The organism is Pseudomonas sp. URMO17WK12:I9, assembly GCF_900230165.1.
Classification (GTDB): domain Bacteria; phylum Pseudomonadota; class Gammaproteobacteria; order Pseudomonadales; family Pseudomonadaceae; genus Aquipseudomonas; species Aquipseudomonas fulva.
In genome coordinates, this window is record NZ_OCMQ01000002.1 from 337906 (window position 1) to 356793 (window position 18888).

21 protein-coding genes are annotated in these 18888 nt (G+C 61.9%); 13 read left to right on the forward strand and 8 right to left on the reverse strand.

Annotation, left to right across the window (positions count from 1 at the left end):
• Positions 1 to 29 precede the first annotated feature (29 nt).
• Positions 30 to 614 carry a DedA family protein gene (locus CRP40_RS06200; protein WP_023532679.1) on the forward strand — a complete coding sequence of 195 codons (585 nt, stop codon included), beginning with the start codon at positions 30 to 32 and terminating at the stop codon, positions 612 to 614.
• Positions 615 to 715: 101 nt separating this feature from the next.
• Positions 716 to 1375 carry an isoprenoid biosynthesis glyoxalase ElbB gene (elbB, locus tag CRP40_RS06205; protein ID WP_027913412.1) on the forward strand — a complete coding sequence of 220 codons (660 nt, stop codon included), beginning with the start codon at positions 716 to 718 and terminating at the stop codon, positions 1373 to 1375.
• Between the two features lie 54 nt (positions 1376 to 1429).
• On the opposite strand, the gene CRP40_RS06210 is transcribed toward elbB, so the two are convergent.
• Complete coding sequence (locus CRP40_RS06210) at positions 1430 to 1882, reverse strand: YaiI/YqxD family protein (RefSeq protein WP_027913411.1); 453 nt, start codon at positions 1880 to 1882, stop codon at positions 1430 to 1432.
• A 153-nt stretch (positions 1883 to 2035) separates the two neighbouring features.
• Here CRP40_RS06210 and CRP40_RS06215 point away from each other — a divergent pair, with 153 nt between their 5' ends.
• Positions 2036 to 4891, forward strand: a complete 2856-nt coding sequence (locus CRP40_RS06215) for a class I adenylate cyclase (protein ID WP_027913410.1) — start codon at positions 2036 to 2038, stop codon at positions 4889 to 4891.
• A gap of 32 nt (positions 4892 to 4923) precedes the next feature.
• Here the strand turns inward: CRP40_RS06215 and rnk are convergent, their stop codons facing one another.
• From rnk to cyaY, 3 genes are all read right to left on the reverse strand, one after another.
• Complete coding sequence (gene rnk / locus CRP40_RS06220) at positions 4924 to 5334, reverse strand: nucleoside diphosphate kinase regulator (protein ID WP_023532559.1); 411 nt, start codon at positions 5332 to 5334, stop codon at positions 4924 to 4926.
• A gap of 217 nt (positions 5335 to 5551) precedes the next feature.
• Positions 5552 to 5773 carry a DUF1289 domain-containing protein gene (locus tag CRP40_RS06225; protein WP_033694876.1) on the reverse strand — a complete coding sequence of 74 codons (222 nt, stop codon included), beginning with the start codon at positions 5771 to 5773 and terminating at the stop codon, positions 5552 to 5554.
• A gap of 1 nt (position 5774) precedes the next feature.
• Complete coding sequence (gene cyaY, locus CRP40_RS06230) at positions 5775 to 6107, reverse strand: iron donor protein CyaY (RefSeq protein WP_023532439.1); 333 nt, start codon at positions 6105 to 6107, stop codon at positions 5775 to 5777.
• A gap of 244 nt (positions 6108 to 6351) precedes the next feature.
• Between cyaY and CRP40_RS06240 the strand changes: the two genes are divergently transcribed.
• The 6 genes from CRP40_RS06240 to CRP40_RS06265 are packed head-to-tail and all read left to right on the forward strand — an operon-like array spanning position 6352 to position 10533.
• Entirely contained in the window at positions 6352 to 6567 is a 216-nt protein-coding gene (locus CRP40_RS06240) for a lipoprotein (protein ID WP_033694875.1), read from the forward strand.
• A 9-nt stretch (positions 6568 to 6576) separates the two neighbouring features.
• Positions 6577 to 7383, forward strand: coding sequence for a diaminopimelate decarboxylase (locus tag CRP40_RS06245; RefSeq protein WP_027913409.1), 807 nt, complete (start codon positions 6577 to 6579; stop codon positions 7381 to 7383).
• A gap of 4 nt (positions 7384 to 7387) precedes the next feature.
• Positions 7388 to 8218, forward strand: a complete 831-nt coding sequence (gene dapF, locus CRP40_RS06250; RefSeq protein WP_027913408.1) for a diaminopimelate epimerase — start codon at positions 7388 to 7390, stop codon at positions 8216 to 8218.
• A 13-nt stretch (positions 8219 to 8231) separates the two neighbouring features.
• Entirely contained in the window at positions 8232 to 8942 is a 711-nt protein-coding gene (locus CRP40_RS06255; protein ID WP_023532867.1) for a DUF484 family protein, read from the forward strand.
• Complete coding sequence (xerC, locus tag CRP40_RS06260; RefSeq protein ID WP_027913407.1) at positions 8942 to 9838, forward strand: tyrosine recombinase XerC; 897 nt, start codon at positions 8942 to 8944, stop codon at positions 9836 to 9838. Before CRP40_RS06255 ends, xerC begins: the two co-directional genes overlap by 1 nt.
• On the forward strand, positions 9838 to 10533 hold the full coding sequence (locus tag CRP40_RS06265) for an HAD-IA family hydrolase (RefSeq protein WP_027913406.1): 696 nt from the start codon (positions 9838 to 9840) through the stop codon (positions 10531 to 10533). The genes xerC and CRP40_RS06265 overlap by 1 nt, the downstream gene beginning before the upstream one ends.
• 77 nt (positions 10534 to 10610) lie before the next feature.
• Here the strand turns inward: CRP40_RS06265 and sutA are convergent, their stop codons facing one another.
• From sutA to glnK, 3 genes are all read right to left on the reverse strand, one after another.
• Positions 10611 to 10940 (reverse strand): transcriptional regulator SutA, encoded by a 330-nt coding sequence (gene sutA, locus CRP40_RS06270; protein WP_023532471.1) that lies wholly within the window; start codon positions 10938 to 10940, stop codon positions 10611 to 10613.
• Positions 10941 to 11457: 517 nt separating this feature from the next.
• Entirely contained in the window at positions 11458 to 12789 is a 1332-nt protein-coding gene (locus tag CRP40_RS06275) for an ammonium transporter (RefSeq protein ID WP_023532646.1), read from the reverse strand.
• A 47-nt stretch (positions 12790 to 12836) separates the two neighbouring features.
• A complete protein-coding gene (gene glnK, locus CRP40_RS06280; RefSeq protein WP_002555808.1) occupies positions 12837 to 13175 on the reverse strand; it encodes a P-II family nitrogen regulator in 339 nt (112 codons plus the stop codon).
• 363 nt (positions 13176 to 13538) lie between these two features.
• On the opposite strand from glnK, the gene CRP40_RS06285 reads away from it, so the two are divergent.
• A complete protein-coding gene (locus CRP40_RS06285) occupies positions 13539 to 13796 on the forward strand; it encodes an accessory factor UbiK family protein (protein ID WP_027913405.1) in 258 nt (85 codons plus the stop codon).
• Between the two features lie 35 nt (positions 13797 to 13831).
• On the opposite strand, the gene CRP40_RS06290 is transcribed toward CRP40_RS06285, so the two are convergent.
• Complete coding sequence (locus tag CRP40_RS06290) at positions 13832 to 15841, reverse strand: DUF4034 domain-containing protein (RefSeq protein ID WP_027913404.1); 2010 nt, start codon at positions 15839 to 15841, stop codon at positions 13832 to 13834.
• 232 nt (positions 15842 to 16073) lie between these two features.
• Between CRP40_RS06290 and CRP40_RS06295 the strand changes: the two genes are divergently transcribed.
• The 3 genes from CRP40_RS06295 (at position 16074) to CRP40_RS06305 (ending at position 18816) form a co-directional block, all read left to right on the forward strand.
• Positions 16074 to 17564 carry a YifB family Mg chelatase-like AAA ATPase gene (locus tag CRP40_RS06295; protein ID WP_027913403.1) on the forward strand — a complete coding sequence of 497 codons (1491 nt, stop codon included), beginning with the start codon at positions 16074 to 16076 and terminating at the stop codon, positions 17562 to 17564.
• Between the two features lie 212 nt (positions 17565 to 17776).
• The gene (locus tag CRP40_RS06300; protein ID WP_027913402.1) at positions 17777 to 18244 is read left to right on the forward strand and encodes a helix-turn-helix domain-containing protein; all 468 of its coding nucleotides are present in this window, start codon (positions 17777 to 17779) and stop codon (positions 18242 to 18244) included.
• On the forward strand, positions 18241 to 18816 hold the full coding sequence (locus CRP40_RS06305) for a PIN domain-containing protein (protein ID WP_027913401.1): 576 nt from the start codon (positions 18241 to 18243) through the stop codon (positions 18814 to 18816). Before CRP40_RS06300 ends, CRP40_RS06305 begins: the two co-directional genes overlap by 4 nt.
• Positions 18817 to 18888 lie beyond the last annotated feature (72 nt).

Below are 18888 nucleotides of genomic sequence, written 5' to 3' on the forward strand. Positions count from 1 at the left end.
GCGCGTTCATTTCGCCAGCACCTCAGAAAATGCTCCAACAATTCCTGCAGGATTTCGGCTACTTTGCCCTTTTTCTAGGCACCTTCTTCGAAGGCGAGACCATTCTGGTCCTTGCAGGCTTTCTTGCGTTCCGCGATTACATGGACATCAAGCTGGTATGCCTGGTGGCATTCATGGGCAGCTATGCCGGTGATCAGTTGTGGTATTTCATGGGTCGTCGCCATGGGCGCAAGATCCTGGCGCGCAAGCCTCGCTGGCAGGCAATGGGCGACCGCGCCCTGGGCCACATCCGTCGCCATCCCGATATCTGGGTGCTCAGCTTCCGCTTCGTTTACGGGCTTCGCACGGTAATGCCGGTCGCGATTGGTCTCTCGGGCTATCCGCCGCGGCGCTACCTGCTGCTCAATGGCATCGGGGCCGCGATCTGGGCCATCGCCCTGGGTGCTGCGGCCTATCATTTCGGCGCAATCCTCGAAGGCCTGCTGGGCAATATCAAACGCTACGAATTGTGGGTACTGGGCGCCTTGCTGGTGCTTGGCGTAGGCCTGTGGCTGCACCGGCGCTTTCGCACGCTGCGGGCAGAGCGCCGGGCTGCGCGCGAGTCCCAGGACTGAACACCTGCACCTGTGCACACTCCAACAGACATGGACCATCCCGCACTGCGCCGCGCTGCCAGCCTGACGGGTATCAAGCGCTTCGACCTGGAGTAATGAGCATGACAAAAAAAGTGGCGGTGATTCTTTCCGGCTGTGGCGTTTATGACGGCGCAGAAATTCACGAAAGCGTGATCACCTTGCTGCGCCTGGACCAACGCGGCGCGCAAGTGCAGTGCTTTGCACCGAACATCGCACAGATGCATGTCATCGACCACCTGACAGGCCAAGAAATGCCCGAGTCGCGCAACGTGCTGGTGGAATCTGCCCGTATCGCGCGTGGCGATGTGAAAGACATTCGTGAGGCGCGCGTCGAGGACTTCGACGCCTTGATCGTACCGGGCGGCTTTGGCGCAGCCAAGAACCTCTCGGACTTTGCCGTGAAAGGCGCAGACTGCACTGTCAATCCGGATGTTCTGGGGTTGGCCGAGGCGTTCGCCGCCGCCTGCAAGCCAGTTGGCCTGATCTGTATCTCGCCTGCATTGGCTGCCAAGATCTATGGCCCTGGCGTGGTCTGCACCATCGGCAACGACGCCGACACCGCCGAGGCCGTCGTCAAGATGGGCGGTACCCACGAAGAATGCGACGTGCACGACATCGTCGAGGACCCGCAGCGCAAACTGGTGACCACCCCTGCCTACATGTCGGCAAAGACCATCAGCGAAGCCGCTGGCGGGATCTACAAGCTGGTTGATCGGGTGCTGGAACTGACCCACGAGTAAGCGCCGCTTGCCCGGCTGGAGCGCCTGACCAGGCGATTGGCGCTCCATTGGCTATCAAAGCGCCGACAGCCGAGCGATGATCCGGTCCAACGCATTGGCAAACGCCTGTTTGTCGCGATCCCCATAAGGCCCCTGCCCGCCACCTGACTGGCCTTGTTCACGCAGCTCGGTGAACAGATTGCGCGTAGCCAGGCGCTCGCCCATGTTGCGCTCGTCGAACTCGCGCCCGCGCGGGTCCAGCGCCGCTACGCCCTTTTTCACAAGCCGGTCGGCCAGAGGCACGTCGCTGCAAACGACCAACTCGCCGGGTACGGCATGCTCGACCAGGTAATCGTCGGCCGCATCCATGCCACTGGGTACCACGATCAGTCGTACGATGCCGAATGCTGGCTTTGCCACCGCCTGGCCCGCGACCATGACCACTTCGAACTTGCGCTTGAGGGCGAACTTGACGATCAGGTCCCTGGCAGCCTTGGGGCAAGCGTCGGCATCGATCCAAACACGCATGATTGACCTCACGTTGTCATTTAGCCAGTCATGATGCACTACCCCGACAGGTTGCAGGAACTCGCGCAAATAGCCCCAGAACTGAATGAGCCTGTGTGAGCCGTGCCGTTCAGGCTACACTCGCCCCAGCTTCAGCGGACTGATGAGCGCAAAATGAATTGTCCCGACGAGATCCAACTGGACCTGGACAACGGGATCGACCGTAAGCTGCTGGCCAACTTGCGTGGGCGCTACCTACAGATCAACGCAGGCCGCCTGCAGCGAGCAATGGCCGGTTTGTCCCCCCGCCAGCAGCAGGTCCTGACGGTGCTGCCCGTGCTGTTCCATGTAAATCATCCGCTACTGCCCGGCTATGTTTCGTCGACGACGCCGGCAGGCATCTGCGACTTCGAGCCAAGCGCCGATCAGGTATTCGAAGCTCAGCGCCTGGCACGCGCCTTCAGCTACAAAGCCCGCGACAACACCTCACCACGCCCCATCGACGGGCTGTTTCTAATCGGCAGCCTGGGCACGCTTGCCCAGGCTGAGGACAGCGACATCGATGTATGGGTATGCCATACCAGCGACCTGGAGCGCGAAGCGCTGGAGGCACTACAGCGCAAATGCCAGTTGCTGGAAACCTGGGCCGCGAGCCAGGGCGCCGATACGCACATCTTTCTGATTGACACCCAGGGGTTCGCTCAGGGCCAGCGCACAGGCCAACTCGGCACCGACGATTGCGGCACTACGCAGCATTATCTTCTGTTGGACGAGTTCTACCGCACGACCCTTTGGCTGGCAGGGCGGACGCCGCTGTGGTGGTTGGTGCCGCCCGACCAGGAGAGCGGCTATCCGGCCTACGCCCAAGCCCTGCTGGCAAAGCGTTTCGTACGCCCTGGGGAAGCCCTGGACCTGGGCCACCTGGCGCAGATCCCAGGCCACGAATTCGTCGGCGCCGGGCTTTGGCAGCTGTTCAAGGGCATCGATGCCCCTCACAAGTCCTTGCTCAAGTTGCTGCTGACCGAAGCCTATGCCAGCGAATACCCCGCCGTGCGTTGCCTGAGCCTGGACTACAAGCAAGCGGTCTTCGCCAATCAGCTCGACCTTGACCGTCTCGATCCTTACGTCATGGTCTACCGACGGATCGAGCGCTACCTGATGCAACGCCGTGAGCAGGCTCGGTTGGAACTGGTGCGGCGCAGTTTGTACCTGAAAGTGAACAGCAAGCTCAGCGAACAGGGCCGCGCCGAAGGCTGGCAACGCCGCCTGCTGCGCAGCCTGACCGACGAGTGGGGATGGGGAGGCGCGCAGTTGGCCCTGCTCGATGGTCGCCCTGGCTGGGGCGTGCACCAGGTTACCATGGAGCGCCGAGAACGGGTGGCCGAGCTCAGCCGCAGCTACCGGTTCCTGGTGCAGTTCGCGCGCACACATGACGCGACCAGCCGCGCCGACTTGCGCGAGCTCAACCTGTTGGGACGGCGATTGCAGGCAGCATTCGAGCGCCGTGCGGACAAGGTGGAAATCCTCCAGAGCGACCGTGCCTGCGACCTGGCCGAGCAAACCGTGACGCTGGCCCAGTCACCCAGCCGCAGAGCGCCAGGTGGCCACCCCTGGGCACTCTACAGCGGCAACCTGCATGGCCATGAAATGGAACTCGCCAACCCGATCAAGCGCTGCTGGCACCTTGTGGAGCTGTTGGTCTGGGCCCATTGCAATGGCGTGATAGACAGGCATACACGACTGGCGCTTCATCCGGGTATCAGCGATCTGAAAGAGCCTGAATTGCAGGGCCTGCTCGCGAGCCTGCAGCAGCTCATCGTGTTGCCGCTGCCCGCCGTCAGCGAGGTGAGCCTGTTGCAGCCAAGCGTCGCCGACGATGTGCTGCTGCTGATCAACGTGGGCATTGACCCCCTGCCCCACCACCGTGAGCTGGATATCCTGCTGACCACCGAGCGTACCGACTCGCTCAGCTACGGTGGCCTGCGGGAAAACCTGGTATTGACAGTGGACCAGGTCACGGTCAACTCCTGGAACGAGGTGCTGGTACATCGCTACGACGGCGAGCATGCGCTGATGCGATGCCTGCGCGATTTCATCAACCTGCCGAAACAGGCAAGCGGCTGGCCCAATGTGCGGGCGCACTGCTTTGCCCAGCACCGGGCGCAGGCCATCAGTCAGCGTGTGGCCGAGCTCTTCCAGACTGCGCGGCAGTTGCACGCACAGGACGTTCCTGGCCGTTACCTGGTGCAGGTGGCGCACCAGGTTCATGTGCTGGAGTGGCTCCAGGGCAAGGTCGTCCTCACGAGCCTTGACGACCATGATGCGCTACTCACGTTCATGGGCCAGGAGCGCAGTACCTACAGCCCCGTGTGCCTGGATGCCAATGCCCTGCCGGACACCGATGTGGGCCTTGTGCTCGAGCAAGGCCGCCGCGACTGCGTCCAGGTCTTCTATCGACTGTTCGACAGCTGGGCCGAGCTCTACGTGCTGGATGAATGCAACGCTTTGTGGCACCAGCGCGTGCCGTTGCAGGACGAACCTCACCTTCTGCTGCCGCTGCACCGCTTTCTGGCTTCGGTCTTGCGCCGACGCGAGGCGCAGTTGCCTTATGGTGCAAGGCAAGCAGCACGCCTGGACATCGTGTACGCGCAGCTGCTTGGGTCTGGATCAGCCAGGGCACGGGGCCTGGAGCAGAGGGCGGCACCGGATGCGGGGAACGTGCAGCCCTACTACGACGTCCAGGCCATGATTCACGCCGACACCGACGGTGCCACGCACGTGACCTTGTTCTGCGAACAACAGGAGTTCTCCGAGCTCGACCATGGGCCGAGCCTGTATGGCGTGGTGGCACGAGAAATCATCGCCCAGCGGCGAAGTGCAGGCCTGTATCGGTGCTACATCACCGACTTGGATGTTTCCGGGTTACCCGATGGCCGCCAGGCCACGACGCAGGTTTACCTGAACTACAAGCGGACACTTGAGCAGGCCTTGAATGAGGGGCTACAGCAGGTGCTGGCTGGCCAGGCTTAGGCACTGGCCACGCCACAGGTGCGTTGAAAGCACTACAGGTCGAAATCGCCCGCCGCTTCCGGCTGATACTCGACTTCCAGCAACTCTAGCCTGAGGGTCTTGCCCCCTGGCGCCGGCCAGTCGATCTGCTCACCCACCGACAACCCGAGCAAGGCACAGCCGATGGGCGCCAGGACCGAGACCTTGCCGTCTGGCCCGGCATCCTTGGGGTAGACCAAGGTCAAATGGTAGTCCTTGCCACTGGCTAGCTCGCGGCAATGCACGCGCGAATTCATGGTCACCACACCTGCCGGCACCTCATCATGCCCCACCACCTGCTCGGCGCGGTCGAGCTCGCCGCTGAGCGCGAGCACGCCAGGGGTACTTTCGTCGAGACTATCGAGCAGACGCTCCAGACGTTGTACATCCAAACGGGTGAGGATAAGGGAAGGCTTGGTGCTCATGATCCAGTCAGACTCCTTTGAACAGGCAGTTTTCGATGCACAGATAAAGCAAAACCCCGCCCTATGCGCGTAGTGCTGTTCACTTGAGAGTGTTTGGGCTGCAGAGCAGCCCTAAGTGACCAGCATTACGCCCAAAGGCGGGGTTTTCGAATGCTTTGGCGTCATCGACGCAAGCCCCGACACTACCACAGCGGGGCAAATACTCAAGCCCTTGCTATCAGTGTGCCTTAAGGTCGCGAAGCGCAGTGGCCTCGCGGCAGATCTGCCGACGGCGCTCATCATCGGCAGACCGCCATTCGCGGATATGTTCAACATGCCGATGACAGCCGGTGCACACGCGCTGTTCGTCAAGGCGGCAGATGCTGATGCACGGCGATGGCACCGCTGGGCTGACGTTGCTGTAAAGCGGCTTGGGGGGCCGAACGGGTGCAGTGCTCATGTCAGATGTCGTCGAAATCCAGCTTTTCGCCGGCTCGCTCCCACACGATGCGCTCAAGCATTTCACCCAGCAGCTCTTCGCTCTTCTCGCACACCCATTTGCCGCTCTCTTCGTCATAGTCGAAGTGGAAGCCGCCGGACCGATCGGCCAGCCACAGCTGGCGCAGAGGCTCCTGGCGGCTGAAGATCAGCTGGGCTCCACCTTCGAACTTCACGGTCAGCACTCCAGCGGAGTTCTCCATGTCCAGATCCAGCCCGCTTTCGTCGAACAGGTCTTCCAGCGCCTGCTGGGTAGCGTCGACCAGATCATGGAAACGCGCTTCACTCAAACTCATTGCAGGAACCTCGAAATTGGCGGCGTGACAGGCAAGCCGGGCACGATACGGGCGCTTGCCGATGAATGCAAAGGTTTAGCCAGGGTCCTTGCAGGCCACTTCGCTTGCAACGCGGCCCTGACGGCAAACAGGTGCGGGTCGGCACCCAGAATAGCCTGCCCGGCGGGCCGGTACTTGCATAGGCAAGCCGCCGGTCGCTCGGTATACTCGGGCTCAATACTGCATTTTTCTAAGGATTTCATCCATGAAGCGCCTGATTTCCTCCCTCGCGGCGCTGGTCGCTGTTGCCTGCCTCGTTTCTGCATGCGGCCAGAAAGGCCCGTTGTACCTGCCCGATGACGGCAAGGACCGCAAAGACGCCCACTCGGCGCACCAGCACCAGACCAAAGCCAAGTCAGCACAGACCCAGGAGCAGCAAGACACGCTGCAGTCCGAGCCTGAGCAATCGCCTGAGCAGTAAGGGAATCGGATGAACGTCTTCAATTACCGCGACGGTGAACTGTTCGCGGAAGGGGTGTCCCTGTCGGCAATCGCCGAGCGGCACGGCACCCCCACCTACGTGTACTCGCGTGCCCACATCGAGGCCCAGTACCGTAGCTACACCGATGCCTTGCAAGGTTGCGAACACCTGGTCTGCTTCGCGGTGAAAGCCAACTCGAACCTGGGCGTGCTCAATGTACTGGCGCGCATGGGTGCAGGGTTCGACATCGTTTCCGGTGGCGAACTTGAGCGCGTACTGGCTGCCGGCGGGCGCGCTGACCGCGTGGTGTTTTCCGGCGTGGGCAAAACCCGCGAAGACATGCGTCGCGCGCGCCTGGGCGATCGGGACCTGGCGCTGGTATTCGAGCCGGGGCGCTACATCGTGGCCAACGCTGGCGTACTGCTGACCCGTGTGGAGTACCTCAAGCATACCGAACACAAGGACTTCGCCATCATCGATGCGGCCATGAACGACTTGATCCGCCCAGCCCTGTACCAGGCCTGGATGGGCATCTGTGCAGTCAAGCCGCGTGAAGGCGAAGGTCGCCCGTATGACCTGGTCGGCCCGATCTGCGAAACCGGCGACTTCCTGGGCAAGGACCGGGTTCTGAACCTCGCCGAGGGTGACGTGCTGGCCGTTCAGTCAGCGGGCGCCTATGGTTTCGTGATGAGCTCCAACTACAACACCCGTGGCCGTTGTGCGGAAATACTGGTCGACGGCGACCAGGCTTTCGAAGTACGCCGCCGCGAAACCATCGCCGAATTGTACGCTGGCGAAAGCCTGCTGCCGGAGTAAGCCCATGCTGCTGCGTTTTACCAAGATGCATGGGCTGGGCAACGACTTCATGGTCCTGGACCTGGTAAGCCAGCACGCCCACATCCAGCCCAAGCACGCCAAGCAGTGGGGCGATCGCCACACGGGCATCGGCTTCGACCAGTTGCTGATCGTCGAGGCGCCGAATAACCCGGAAGTCGATTTCCGCTACCGTATCTTCAATGCCGACGGCTCCGAAGTGGAACAGTGCGGCAACGGGGCACGCTGCTTTGCGCGGTTCGTGCTCGACAAGCGCCTGACCGCCAAGAAGCGCATACGCGTGGAAACCAAGAGCGGCATCATCGTGCTGGACGTACAGAACGACGGCCAGGTTAGTGTCGACATGGGTCCGCCACGCTTCGTCCCTGCCGACATCCCGTTCGTCGCCGACGAGCAGTCGGTGAGCTACCCGCTGGAGGTAGACGATCAGGTGCATTCGATTGCCGCGGTGTCCATGGGCAACCCTCACGCCGTACTGCGCGTGGACGACGTGGTCAGCGCCCCTGTGCATCAGCTGGGGCCGAAGATCGAACACCACCCGCGCTTCCCCCAGCGCGTCAATGCCGGCTTCCTGCAGGTCATTGACCGCCATCGCGGCAACTTGCGCGTGTGGGAGCGCGGTGCTGGGGAAACCCAGGCGTGTGGCACTGGCGCCTGTGCAGCTGCCGTGGCGGCCATCAGCCAAGGCTGGATGGACTCGCCCGTCGCACTTGACCTGCCGGGCGGGCGCTTGCATATCGAGTGGGCCGGGCCAGGCAAGCCGGTGGTGATGACCGGCCCGGCCGTACGCGTCTACGAAGGACAGGTTCGATTCTAAGCGAGTAACCGTCATGACCGATCACCCCAAGGATATACCCCAGCAGGCCGCTGAGCTCGATGCCGAAGCGGTGGTCGCCTACCTGCGTGCTCATCCAACCTTTTTCACCGAGCATGATGAGCTCTTGGTCGAGCAGCACATTCCCCACCAGCGCGGTGACAGTGTTTCGCTGGTCGAGCGCCAGCTCAAGTTGCTGCGCGACCGCAACATCGAGATGCGCCACCGCCTTTCGCAGTTGATGGACGTGGCCCGCGACAACGATCGGTTGTTCGACAAGACCAGACGCCTGATCCTGGACCTGCTCGATGCAACCACGCTGGAAGACGTGGTGATGGTCGTCGAAGACAGCCTGCGTCAGGAGTTCCAGGTACCTTTCGTCAGCCTGATCCTGTTTGGCGACAACGTAGCGCCGGTGGGGCGCTGGGTCAGCAACGCCGAAGCCCAGCAAGCGATCGGCCCGCTGCTCGGTAGCGGCAAGACCGTCAGCGGCAGCCTGCGCGAGCACGAGCTGGCGTTTCTGTTCGGTGAGGAGCAACGCCGCGACGTGGGCTCCAGCGCGGTGGCGACCTTGGAGCACCAGGGGCTGCATGGGGTGCTGGCCATTGGTAGCCGCGACCCGCAGCATTACAAGAGCAGTGTCGGCACACTGTTCCTGAGCTATATCGCCGAGGTGCTGGGCCGTGTGGTCCCCCGCGTCAGCCAAAGCCTGCGCCCGGTGCGCTGATGGAGCGCCAGCTGGAAGCTTACTGCGCACACCTGCGCAATGAGCGCCAGGTCTCCGAGCACACGCTTGTGGGCTACCGCCGGGACCTGGAGAAGGTCATGGCGTACTGCAGCGAGCAGGCTATTGGTGGTTGGCAAGCCTTGCAGATTCAACACCTGCGCCAGCTGATCGCGCGCCAGCATCACCAGGGCCAGTCTTCGCGCAGCCTGTCCAGGCTGCTATCGGCGGTGCGGGGCCTGTACCGTTACCTCAACCGCGAAAAGATTTGCCAGCACGATCCTGCCAATGGCCTGAGCGCCCCCAAGGGGGAGCGTCGATTGCCCAAGGTGCTCGACACCGACCGTGCCTTGCAACTGCTCGATGGCGGCGTGGACGATGATTTCATTGCCCTGCGCGATCAAGCCATTCTCGAATTGTTCTATTCCTCGGGCCTTCGCCTTTCAGAGCTGACCAACCTTGACCTCGACCATGTCGACCTGGCCGGTGGCCTGGTACAGGTGCTGGGCAAGGGCGGCAAGGCCCGCGTGCTGCCGGTAGGGCGCAAGGCGCGGGAGGCACTGCAGGCGTGGTACCGCCTGCGCGGCGCCGGCAACCCCAGGGATCGCGCCGTCTTCATTACCCGGCAAGGCAATCGCATCAGCCCACGCGCCGTGCAACAGCGGGTCAAGGTGGCCGGGGAACGCGAGCTGGGCCAGCACCTGCATCCACACATGCTTCGCCATTCCTTTGCCAGCCACGTGCTGGAATCGTCCCAGGACCTGCGCGCTGTACAGGAAATGCTCGGACACGCCGACATCGGCACGACGCAAATCTATACGCATCTGGATTTCCAGCACCTGGCAACGGTGTACGACAGCGCCCATCCCAGGGCCAAACGCAGCAAAGGCAACGACTGATGAACATCAAGCTGATCACCTTCGACCTCGACGATACCCTTTGGGACACCGCGCCGGTCATTGCCAGTGCCGAAGTCGTGCTGCGCGACTGGCTTCAAGCCAATGCCCCGTTACTGGGCGATGTGCCTGTCGAGCATCTGTTTGCCATCCGAGAACGGATCGTCCTGGCAGAGCCCGAGCTCAAGCACCGCATCAGCGCCTTACGCCGCCGCGTGCTGACCCGCGCCCTCGAAGACGTGGGCTACGGCCAGATGCAGGCACAGCAACTGGCCGAGCAGGGGTTCGAGGTGTTCTTGCAGGCCAGGCACAAGGTCGAGATATTCCCGGAAGTTCAACCGATGCTGGAATTGCTGAGCCAGCATTACGCCCTGGGTGTCATCACCAATGGCAATGCCGATGTCAGCCGGCTGGGGCTGGCCGATTATTTCCGCTTCGCCTTGTGCGCGGAGGACCTGGGCATCGGCAAACCCGACCCGGCCCCGTTTGTAGAGGCCCTGCGCCGCAGCGGCGTGCCTGCCAGCGAAGCGGTGCACGTCGGCGATCATCCTCGCGATGACATTGCCGGTGCTCAGCGCGCCGGGCTGCGCGCGGTTTGGTTCAACCCCCAGGCCAAGGCGTGGCCCGGTGAGCAAGCACCCGACGCCGAAATTCAGCGCCTGTCGCACCTGCACGAGGTGCTCGCCCGCTGGCAATGACCTTGCCGACAGCACCTCCCTGCGCAAGCCAGGCATAAAAAAACCCGCAGCGACGGCGGGTTTTTCGAAGGCATCGCTTAGATAGGGCGACTGCCGTATTTATTGTCCGGCTTCTTGGGTGGGTCGGCGACCACGTTGGCCTCGACTTCCTGAACCTTGCCACCACGCGACAGGAACTCTTCCATGGCCTTGGCCAGGGCATCACGCTCCTTTTGCTTGGCTTCCAGGCTGGGCATCTCGTCTACCGAGACAGCCGCCTTGGATTTGCCCTTGGCAGCGGGTGCAGGACTGCTGTCGTCGTCGCCAGCGTCTTCTGCAACATCATCGGCAGCCGCTTCAAGGCCGTCATCAGCCTCGTCTTCATCACCGACCTCGAGGTCATCATTTTCCAGATCGTCGTCGCTCATGTTCTACCTCATGACGTGCAAAAGCAGGTTAGTTAGAGACCAGTGCTGCCGTAGACCGGCAGCTTCTGGTGAAAATTCCACTGGCCGTGGGTTCGACCACGGCCTTTGGGCCAACGCATCTGACGGACGGCTGTACCCGGGTGGGCCTGCACGTGGCAGTGCCGCACAAAACCTGTGACCCCTGCTGGGCCACGCGCTTTTTAGCCAGCCTGGCAAAGGCCGGCAGGGGTGATGAATGTACGTTCCAGCACCCTTCGGCGCGCATTCTAGCGCGCTCGCAGAAAAAGCAAAGCGCCATGAATGCCCCAACTTTTGTAAGTTTTGTACCCGTGTCACAAATAGACGGGATAAACCGTTTGCGCACGTGAAAATGCTGGGCAAGTGATCAAAAAAAATGGCAGCAGGTGCCGCTTGTGAGCGCCTTGCCAGCCCCCTGCGCGCACGCTTGATCAGGCCGACCTTAAACACAAGACGAAAAAATGCCCGGCGAGCCGGGCACATTTCTGCAGCGTCGTTGTTAGAGGTTGTAGCCGCGTTCGTTGTGCTGCGCCAGATCCAGACCAACGGATTCTTCTTCTTCGTTGACCCGAAGCCCCATCACCAGGTCCAGGACCTTGAGGATGATGTAGGTGACGATGGCGGTGTAGGCCACGGTGAAGATCACGCCTTTGGCCTGCACCCAGACCTGCATGCCGATATCGGTGACCGCGCCGAAGCCACCCAGCGCCGGGGCTGCGAACACGCCGGTCAGGATGGCGCCGACGATACCGCCGATGCCGTGTACGCCAAACGCATCCAGGGAGTCGTCGTAGCCCAGCTTGCGCTTGAGGCTGGTGGCGCAGAAGTAGCAGATCACGCCCGATGCCAGCCCGATGACCAGCGCGCCCATCGGCCCCACCGTGCCCGCTGCTGGCGTGATGGCAACCAGGCCAGCGACCACGCCCGAGGCGATACCCAGCGCACTGGGCTTACCGTGACCGATCCATTCGGCGAACATCCAGCCCAATGCCGCGGCAGCCGTGGCGATCTGGGTGACCAGCATGGCCATGCCCGCAGTGCCGTTGGCCGCAGCCGCCGAACCGGCGTTGAAACCGAACCAGCCGATCCACAGCATGGCCGCACCCATCAGCGTATAGCCCAGGTTGTGCGGTGCCATGGGTGTGGTCGGGTAGCCTTTACGCTTGCCCAGTACCAGGCAGCAGACCAGGCCTGCGATACCAGCGTTGATGTGCACGACGGTGCCGCCCGCGAAGTCCAGCACGCCCCAATCCCACATCAGGGCACCGTCACCGCTCCATACCATGTGGGCGATCGGAGCATAGACGAGGGTGAACCAGATGCCCATGAACACCAGCATGGCCGAGAACTTCATGCGTTCGGCGAAGGCACCCACGATCAAGGCTGGGGTGATGATGGCGAACGTCATCTGGAAGGTGATGAACACTGCTTCAGGGAACAGCGCCGTGGCCGAGGTCAGGCTGTCAGGCGTCACGCCGCTGAGAAATGCCTTGGAGAAGCCGCCGACGAAGGAGTTGAAATTGAGTACGCCCTTCTCCATACCGGTGGTATCGAAGGCCATGCTGTACCCGTAGACGACCCAGAGAATGCTCATCAAGCCAGTGATGGCGAAGCACTGCATCATCACCGACAGCACGTTCTTGGAGCGCACCATGCCGCCGTAGAACAGCGCCAGGCCTGGGATGGTCATGAACAGCACGAGCGCCGTGGCGGTGAGCATCCAGGCGGTGTCGCCGGAGTTGAGTGCTGGCGCGGCCTCCTCTGCAAGGGCGAGCCCTGGCATGACGAAGGACAATAGGGCTCCTAGCCCTGCGATCTTACGCAGAGTCATGTTGTTTTCTCCTGGGGCGTTGGGTTTGGTGAGGCTTGTGTTGCTGCTTAGATCGCGTCGGTATCGGTCTCGCCGGTACGGATGCGGATCGCCTGCTCCAGATTCACCACGAAGATCTTGCCGTCACCGATCTTGCCGGTGTTGGCAGCCTTGGTGATGGCCTCGATTACCCGATCCAGGTCTTTGTCATCGATAGCAACATCGATCTTCACCTTGGGCAGGAAATCGACCACGTATTCGGCACCGCGATACAGTTCGGTGTGACCCTTTTGACGCCCGAAGCCTTTGACTTCGGTGACGGTGATGCCCTGCACGCCGATTTCCGACAGTGACTCGCGCACGTCGTCCAGCTTGAACGGCTTGATGATGGCTGTGACTAGCTTCATGAAACTCTCTCCCGATTTGGTGGACTTGCCCCAGGAAAACAAACCCGTCTCAAGTCTAAGCGCAGCGGTTGCCTTTTGTAACGCGTCGTCGGCATGCGCACTGCCTGGTCACAAGGAACTGCATCAGTGCATGGCTCGCTTAGCACTTTGCAGAAACCTTGCCAGGTCTGTGAACACCAGCGAAATCAGGGGGTTGGCCCGACGTTACAGCTTTGGCTAATCGCCAGCACTCAACCTGTGCACCCATACGGTGCGAGGCTGGTTCGGGCTTTGCGCGAAAAACGTGCAACACCGCCTCGTCATGGGAGGCACAAGGGTGCGTGCTACACTGGCCGCCATTTCTCGACACTGGTGGACACCCTCATGCTCGCGCCCAAAGCCCTTCTCGACGCCCTGAGCGACCAGGCCTCGCGCCTGTTCAGCAGCGACAACACCCAGCCTCGGGCCGAGCTGGAAAGCCAGTTCAAGGCCTTGATGCAAGGCGCTTTGAGCAAGCTCGACGTGGTCAGCCGCGAGGAGTTCGACAGTCAGATGGTGGTGCTGGCACGCACCCGGGCTCGCCTGGAGGCGCTGGAACAACAAGTCGCAGAACTCGAAGCGCGCCTGGAAGGCAAGCGCTGACACCAAAGCTGCGTGACCCAGCCTCCTATCGACTTTCAGCGCGCTTCAAGCCTGCTGGCCGGTCGATCCAGGCCAGGTTTGGGCGGCAGTTCGCTGGGGCGTAGGGTGCCCCGGAACAACGCGGCGCCGTATTGCGTGAACAGCGTCCGTACCCTGTTGCGCGAATTGAGGACTTCGGCGTGAATGTCTTCGATGGCTGTGTCGCCAGGTCGCAGGCTCGCCGCATGGGTCACCCACTCAATGGCTGCATAGCGGCTTTGCCTGCGTGTACCTTGCCCCTGCATCCAGGCAAGCCCCAGCTCGGCACTGGCACGTGCTGCAATAGCGCTGTCCGGGTGCTCCACCAGGCTCAGCAAGTAGGCGACCGCCTCGGCTCGCTCACGCGGCTGGCCAAACTGGCGCAGCAATATGCCCAGGTGCAACCGTGCGCAGGCATTGGTCTGAGCATTGCCCAGGGCGTCTATCAACAGGCGCCTGACCTCGAGCATTTTTTCTCGATCACCCAGGTTCGTCCCCCCTTGCATCTGCAAGCAGGCCAACCGGTATTTGGCCTGGCGACTCCCTGTCTGGACGGCGCGCAGCAACCATTGCTCAGCCACTTCACAGTCCATGTATCGCCCAGGGGTATCGCTCCACTCACCCTGGTGAAGCTCGAACAGGCTCAACGCCGCACCTGACAGGGCTTGCTCGGCACCGCCTTGAAGCAAATAGTAGGCAACCTCATGCCGATCATGGGACCAGAGCAAGCGGGCCAGTTCCAGGATTTTCAGGCCGGGAGCCTGACCCGCCCGCTGGCGCTTGATCGCAATCGTCAGCCAGCGTTTGGCTTGATCGCCGCTGCGCGCCAGGCCCCACAAGCCAAAGTGATGTCCCGCGGCCCGCAGCGCGCAGGCAGCGGCGTGGGAGCGGCCATCGCTCAGGCGAAGAATCGCGGTATTGAGCAGTGCCTGCTCGTGCGCAGGGCTGCGTGTCAAAGCCGTGATGACCAAATGCCGAAGCGGTGGTCCCAGCGCCTGGATGCCGCCCAGGTCGGCGGGGCATGCAAGGCTTTGGGTAAAATCGGCCAGTGCCTTGTCATGGTCGCCCCAAACGCTCGCCTGCAACGCACCGCGCCATGCCAGCAATACGGCAGTCTCCCTAGGCAGCAGTGGGCGCACGGCCCAGTCTTCGAACAATTGCTGGTACTTGGCCACTGCGCTTGGGCGTTCGGCACTTGGGCGTTTCAAGCGTGCTTCCACGGCCATCCATCGCAGCGCGTTGCGCAACGGCTCGCTCCAGCCCCGGCAAGCCGGCATGTTGACCAACCGTTCTATGGACTCGACTTGCCCACGTCGGTCCTGCAATAGATACAACGCGTGGGCCTTGATGGCCTCGAAGCAGCCCGGCCGTGCGGTCAGTGCCTGGCTCAGCCAATAGGCCTGCGGCTCCTGGCGCTCTGTGCGCGGCTCAAGTCCATCGGGCAACATCCGAGGCAGCTCGGCCAAAGGCATCACGCCATGCCTGACCAAATACGGCGCGGCAGCCTCCTGCACCTCCACGTCCGCATGTGTACTGGGCCTGAAGCGGGCTGGCTGCTCATTGAACAGCTCGACCAGCCAGCCCGGCTCGCGAAACCTGGCACTGAGCAACTGCAAGCCTATGGCAGCCGCGACCGGCCGCTGCGAACGGGCCAAGGCTCTGAGTAAATGGGCAGTGGCGGTTTCGCACATTTGCTCGATCGCCAGCCAGCGTGCCGGTGTGCGGGCGCCGCCGTGGTCCACCTGGCAGGCACGGCTAAGGCAGTAGAAGCCCATGACGACCTGCGGGTGATAGGCCCTGGGGCAGGCATCGATCCAGGCGCGAAGCACTTGGCTCAGCGCCCTGTCCCCCTGGTCCGGGTCGACCAGCAGATGGCTCTCGACGGCTGAGAGATAGGCCGGGAACTCGCCCGGGGGCGCTTGGTACCAGCGAGCCTCCAGGGAATCGAAATAGCGATTGAGCTCGACGAACGCGTTGGTCTGAACCAGTTCGCGAATAACCTCACGGGTGTGGGTGAGCGTTTGCACAGCGCAATACCTCAAGTCCATTTCAAGGTCGAAGCGGTGCCATCCCATGGCATCGGTGGTTTGCTTGAACAACACTAAGCCAAAGAAGGCCGCTGCGCAAAACTATTGGATCCATTTCTAGGCGGTGCACAGGTAGAAATGATCAGAAGCACACTGGCATCCCCTGCCCCGTCTCGGCTCGCTATGCTGGGTCCATCCGCAGGAAGCGGTCTTGGCAGCGAATGGAGCGCCCATGTCTTTAGCCCTTGTTCACAGCCGCGCCCAGGTAGGCGTGCAGGCCCCGGCCGTCAGCGTTGAAACCCACCTGGCCAATGGCTTGCCTCATCTCACACTGGTCGGCTTGCCCGAAACCACGGTCAAGGAAAGCAAGGACCGCGTGCGCAGTGCCATCGTCAACAGTGGCCTGAACTACCCAGCCCGGCGCATCACGCAAAACCTCGCTCCGGCCGACCTGCCCAAGGACGGTGGCCGCTACGACCTGGCCATCGCCCTGGGCATCCTGGCGGCCGATGCCCAGGTGCCCGTGGCCACCCTGGCCGAGCTCGAATGCCTGGGCGAACTGGCACTGTCGGGCGCGTTGCGGCCGGTGCAGGGCGTCTTGCCCGCAGCGCTTGCCGCACGCGAGGCGGGGCGGGCACTGGTAGTGCCCCGTGAAAATGCCGAGGAAGCCAGCCTTGCCAGTGGCCTGGTGGTGTATGCCGTAGGCCATCTATTGGAGCTGGTGGCCCACCTGAACGGACAGGTACCGCTAGCTGCCTATGCCGCCAATGGCTTGCTCCTGAACCCTCGCCCCTATCCCGACCTGAGCGAGGTGCAGGGGCAACTGGCGGCCAAACGCGCGCTGCTACTGGCCGCTGCCGGGGCGCACAACCTGCTTTTCACCGGGCCGCCAGGTACTGGCAAAACCTTGTTGGCCAGCCGCCTGCCGGGCCTGCTGCCACCGCTGGATGAGCATGAAGCGCTGGAGGTCGCCGCCATCCAGTCGGTCAGCGGGCACACCCCGCTGAACAGCTGGCCACAACGGCCGTTTCGCCACCCTCATCATTCCGCCTCCGGACCTGCGCTGGTGGGTGGCGGAAGCCGGCCGCAACCCGGGGAAATCACCTTGGCCCACCACGGGGTGCTGTTTCTGGACGAGTTGCCCGAATTCGAGCGCCGGGTACTGGAAGTGCTGCGTGAACCCCTGGAATCTGGCGAGATCGTAATCGCCAGGGCGCGGGATAAAGTGCGCTTTCCCGCCCGCTTTCAGCTCGTCGCTGCCATGAACCCCTGCCCTTGCGGCTACCTGGGCGACCCTACAGGGCGATGCCGCTGCAATACCGAGCAGATATCCCGTTATCGCAACAAACTGTCAGGCCCGCTACTGGACCGGATCGACTTGCACCTGACCGTGGCGCGCGAGAGCACCACGCTCAACAACCAGCCTTGCGGGCAAAGCAGCGCCGACGTCGCCCTTCAGGTCGCGCACGCCCGGGAGGTGCAACAACGTCGGCAAGGGTGCGCCAATGCATTCCTCAACCTCGATGGCCTGCGCCAGCACTGTAGCTTGGCAGCACCTGATCAAGCTTGGTTGGAAGGCGCCTGTGAACGATTGACGCTGTCGCTGCGAGCAGCACACCGATTGCTCAAGGTCGCCAGAACACTGGCAGACCTCGAGGGATGCACGGCAATTGGCCGGGCGCACCTGGCTGAGGCCCTGCAGTACCGTCCCGGGAGTGGTTGAGAGGCGAACGCGGTAGCTGGAAGCACTTGACCAGGCCGGAGCACCTCACCTCCTGTACATCGCATCAACCTCCAGGTGGGTAGACGCTCCTCCCCAAGCACTACTCGCCGTTTCGTTTGTTTCGAATATTGTGCATTTCGTTTGTTTCGAATATAAATTGGCTATCTGTCGTACTAGGCGCCGGAATTCTGTTTAACGACTGGAGACAACCCATGACTACCGCCGATCTCGCTCAAGCCATCCTTCCAGATGAAAAAGCGATCACCGCGGCTATTGAGTCAAGCCGCCAGATTGCCGCGTTCGTCTCAACCAAGTTGGATACTCAGCGCATTGAGTTGGTAGATGAAGCCCAGCAACGGCAGACTGTTGAACTGCCAACGTTCGCGCTCAGATTGCTTGGCGACATACTCAACGAGCTGGCCTTGGGCAACACCGTAAAGGTGGTGCCTATCCATGCGGAACTGACCACCCAGGAGGGCGCCGATATGCTCAACGTCTCGCGTCCTCACTTGGTCAAGCTGCTGGATGAGGGGCTAATCCCACACACCAAAACCGGCAGCCACCGCCGTGTAAAATTTACTGACCTAATGGCCTACAAGGCCGATCGTGATAAAGCAAGCCAGGCCGCCATGGATGAACTGGCTGCACAAGCCCAAGAACTTAATATGGGCTATCAATGAGGCACTCACCTTTTACAGTTATCTACGACGCCTGCGTGCTTTATCCAGCACCATTGCGTGACCTATTGATGCATCTGGCTCTGACTGGCGCGTATCGCGCGCGCTGGTCCGAGCAAATCCACGATGAATGGACACGAAACGTGTTAAGAAACCGTCCCGACGTGTCAGAAACACAACTTTATCGCACAGTCGGACTCATGAATCGGGCGATTCCTGACTCTCTGGTAAATGACTACGAGCCACTTGTGCAGGGGCTTGACCTTCCAGACGAAGACGATAGACACGTCTTGGCAGCAGCGATCAAATGTGGCGCCTCGGTGATTGTCACGTACAACCTCAAAGATTTTCCGGCCGAGATTCTGAAACGTTTTGAGATCGAGGCGTTGCATCCCGATGTATTCCTCTCCGACATCTGGGACCTTGATCAGGCAGCTGTGCTCAAGGCCGTCCAGAAGCAGCGCGCAGCCCTTAACAATCCGGTTTACTCACCCCGCGAGCTGCTGGACATCCTCCTCAAGCAGCGGCTCCCAGAGACCGTCAAGCACCTCTCGAACTACGAGCTGCTGATCTAACCATCTTGACCGGACGCACCTGGCTGAGGCCCTGCAGTACCGTCCCGGGAGTGGTTGAGGGGCGAACCCTGG